The following is a 1,921-nucleotide window of genomic DNA, read 5'->3' on the forward strand; positions in this document are numbered from 1 at the left end:
GGGTGCGCTGTACCAGCAAGCCCGCGCTGAACGACCGGAACGCTGGTCAGGCAACACGCGTAATTGGCAACCGGTAGGGACGGTGATGCTCAACCCCGAGAAGCAGGAAGCGACTCAGAATAAGGCGGCATAACAAAATGGTCGGCACGACAACTACGTTGACAAACACCGACCCGATCTATCCCATCGTCTACCTCGACTGCATCGTGCTGAAGATCCGCGAGAACAAGCGGGTGATCAACAAGTCCCTGTATCTGGCACTGGGCATCAACATGGACGGTCATAAAGAGCTTCTGGGGTTGTGGCTGGCCGAAACCGAAGGTGCGAAGTTCTGGCTATCGGTGCTCACCGAAATGAAGAACCGCGGCCTGGAGGACATCTTGATCGCCTGTGTGGATGGCCTCAAGGGCTTTCCGGATGCCATTGCCGCAGAGTATCCCCAGACTAAGGTTCAGCTCTGTATCGTGCACATGGTCCGCAACTCGCTACGGTATGTGTCCTGGAAGGACTACAAGGCCGTGACCGCTGACTTGAAACAGATCTACCACTCTGCCACGGAACGCGAGGCTCAGCAGGCGCTGGAGGTCTTTGGAGAACGCTGGGACAGTCAGTACCCTCAAATTACCCGCTCCTGGCGTAACAACTGGGAGAACCTGATCACCCTGTTCGATTATCCTCCGGCCATTCGGAAGGTGATCTATACCACCAATGCCATTGAGTCACTCAACAGCGTTATCCGCAAAGCGACCAAGCGGCGGAAACTCTTCCCCACCGATGACTCAGCGCTGAAAGTGGCCTTCCTCGCCATACAACAGGCCTCCAAAAAATGGACCATGCCAATCCGGAATTGGAAGCCAGCACTGAATCGTTTTATTATCGAGTTCGGTGACCGCCTGGACGGTCACCTGTAATGGAGTGGGCAGTTACACAGAATTATTTACAGGCTCGCGCAGGGCGGGCTGGGCCGTTTTGGTCAGTGCGCCGCAAGCTCGTGGAAAAAGGCTGGGTTATCTTTGATGGTGGCCAGCACCTTGGCCGCTAGTCCAGTGGGGTTTCGTCGATTGCTTTCCCAGCTTTTGATTGCATCTACACTGGTGCCGAGCGCCGCCGCCAGCTCTTGCTGAGAAACATTTAGCTGTGCCCGAATTTCCTTCACATTGGCGACCTCGTAACGGGCCACTCGTGCCGGGCGTCTGATGCCCTGTTTTATCTCGGCAGCCTCTTCAAGCGATGATTTCAGTTCGTCAAATATGCTCATGTCAGACCTCGCCCTTCAGTAATTTGGTCAACTTCTTCAGTTCTGACTTCTCTGTAGCAGTCAGGGTGTCCTTCATGCTTTTGGGATAGGCCAGTACCAGATAAATAACGTCAGGGGTAGCCAGAAAATAGATAACTCTGATACTCCCGCTTTTACCCTGCCCACCCGTTGCGATCCTGATTTTACGGAGTCCTCCAGTCCCTTGAATCAGATTACCTTTGTCAGGTTGGGCAATTAATTCTTCCTGCAGCGCCCTCAACTCATCGTCCGAGGCAGCTCTCTGATCTGCCTTGTGAAGACGGGTGTCTCAATGAATTCTATCGCGTGACTCACCGTTGAAGCTCCCTGCCTGTAGATGCTAAGTGTACAAGGTACACCTAGCCAAGACTTCCAGTGGTGAAGAGGCTGGTTCAGCGTATAACCAGATGCTGCTTCAGCACGTTGGTGGCCCACTGGCGGAACTGCGTAGTACGCTTGTAGTTCACGCGGTAACCCACCGATATGATGGCATCCAGATTGTAGTGTTTGGTTTTGTAGCGCTGACCGTGCTCGGCCATGTTTTCCAAAATGGAACATGTACTCTGCTCGCCCAGTTCGCCTCTTGTGTGGATACAGCTTAGATGCTTGGTAATAGCGGCGTACTGCTGCTAGGAGGCTGTCCGA

3 protein-coding genes and 1 pseudogene are annotated in these 1,921 nt (G+C 53.7%); 1 reads left to right on the forward strand and 3 read right to left on the reverse strand.

Translation table 11 applies throughout. The features are described from left to right. Positions 1-170 precede the first annotated feature (170 nt). Positions 171-911: pseudogene (locus tag MPRO_RS21465) on the forward strand (IS256 family transposase); the annotation flags it as partial. Positions 912-973: 62 nt separating this feature from the next. Here MPRO_RS21465 and nadS read toward each other — a convergent pair. The 3 genes from nadS to rhuM all read right to left on the reverse strand — a co-directional run bounded on the left by nadS (position 974) and on the right by rhuM (position 1,824). After that, positions 974-1,258: a NadS family protein gene (gene nadS / locus MPRO_RS21470; RefSeq protein ID WP_067298183.1), complete on the reverse strand. Its 285-nt coding sequence runs from the start codon at positions 1,256-1,258 to the stop codon at positions 974-976. A gap of 1 nt (position 1,259) precedes the next feature. Further along, positions 1,260-1,517, reverse strand: coding sequence for a type II toxin-antitoxin system RelE/ParE family toxin (locus MPRO_RS21475; RefSeq protein ID WP_245635174.1), 258 nt, complete (start codon positions 1,515-1,517; stop codon positions 1,260-1,262). 151 nt (positions 1,518-1,668) lie between these two features. Further along, positions 1,669-1,824, reverse strand: coding sequence for a RhuM family protein (gene rhuM / locus MPRO_RS26225; protein WP_281177205.1), 156 nt, complete (start codon positions 1,822-1,824; stop codon positions 1,669-1,671). Positions 1,825-1,921 lie beyond the last annotated feature (97 nt).

Source organism: Marinobacterium profundum, assembly GCF_001528745.1.
Classification (GTDB): domain Bacteria; phylum Pseudomonadota; class Gammaproteobacteria; order Pseudomonadales; family Balneatricaceae; genus Marinobacterium_A; species Marinobacterium_A profundum.

Bases quoted from the DNA above. Each gene is read 5' to 3' on its own strand.
- nadS (WP_067298183.1), bottom strand. From the start codon at position 1,258: ATGAGCATATTTGACGAACTGAAATCATCGCTTGAAGAGGCTGCCGAG.